The organism is Acidithrix ferrooxidans (assembly GCF_000949295.1).
Classification (GTDB): Bacteria; Actinomycetota; Acidimicrobiia; order Acidimicrobiales; family Acidimicrobiaceae; genus Acidithrix; species Acidithrix ferrooxidans.
Genome location: NZ_JXYS01000170.1, coordinates 1 through 1079 on the forward strand (window position 1 = coordinate 1; position 1079 = coordinate 1079).

The window sequence follows — 1079 nt, forward strand, 5'->3', positions numbered from 1 at the left end:
GCTTAGAACCAGCTCTTTGACTTTTTGGTCATCGCCAGTTATGGCATCTATCTCATAGCGACGTGCAATAGAGCGATGCTCTTGCTTTAGCTTTCCTATTCTTGAAGCCACAGTTGTGGCATTGGAATATTGACCACGCTTAACTGAGTCAGCTAGTTTGTCAAATGCACTCTGGAACTTAGTTTGCATACCTCTAGCAATTGCCTCTTCTTTATCCCTGCGACGCTCTGAGATACATAGGATCTGCTTTATCTTGTTATCCATGGAGTCACTTGCGTATGGTTGAGCTCTATTGGAATGGTTGGCTTGGGGTTCATTGCTCTGGGGTTCGTTGACAATTGACTCGACACCCGGGGAATCGCCGCCAAGTGACTCGTTGGCTTGTGGAGGGCCATACATGGAATCAAAACCGAGGGAATCGCCGCCAAGTGACTCGTTGGCTTGTGGAGGGCCATCCATGGAATCGATAGTAATCGACTCACTGCCTTGTAGATGAACAACTATTTGCTCGGAATCCACCTCAGCACCCAGGTTACCACCCGACTCGGTAACTTCTCCCTCGGCACCCGATTCGACAACTTCTCCCTTGGCACCTAGGCCATCTCCCACCTCGGTAACTTCTACCTTGGCACCCATGCCATCACCCAGTTCTTTGATGTAGATGCTCTCATTGGAGGAGTTCTTGATCTCTAAGAAGGTATCTTTTCCTTGGCGTAGTTCAGTTAGATAGTGTCTAGCTGCATTAGCGCGTGTAATTACCAGATAGCTAACCCATCTTTCCGAAAATCAAACCATTCTCCCAGCTAGTTGAGTATGTGGTCTTACGTTGGGACACTACAAATGCGTCGCAATGGTCTTTATCCGTTTAAGGGGATCACTAACTCCTAAGAGACGGTAGATCTCTTTGTGAACCGGCTCAGAAACACCACTAGTGCGGATGTGATAGACAACGCCTTTATCTGATGTAAGAACTATGGTGGCTCGGCGGTGACTGTTGAGTTGCTCTTTGATGGTTGACCATCTTCTCTTATCGTTATTTTGCCTCAAGGTCAGCTCAATAGCACTAAGGAGGTGATAAG

At 47.5% G+C, this 1079-nt stretch carries 1 protein-coding gene and 1 pseudogene; both read right to left on the minus strand.

All coding sequences use genetic code 11. The features are described 5' to 3' along the window. Nucleotides 1-636: hypothetical protein (locus AXFE_RS18060; RefSeq protein ID WP_200891370.1), on the minus strand; the 636-nt coding region annotated here is incomplete at its 3' end. 198 nt (nucleotides 637-834) lie between these two features. After that, nucleotides 835-1079: pseudogene (locus tag AXFE_RS19755) on the minus strand (IS1634 family transposase); the annotation flags it as partial.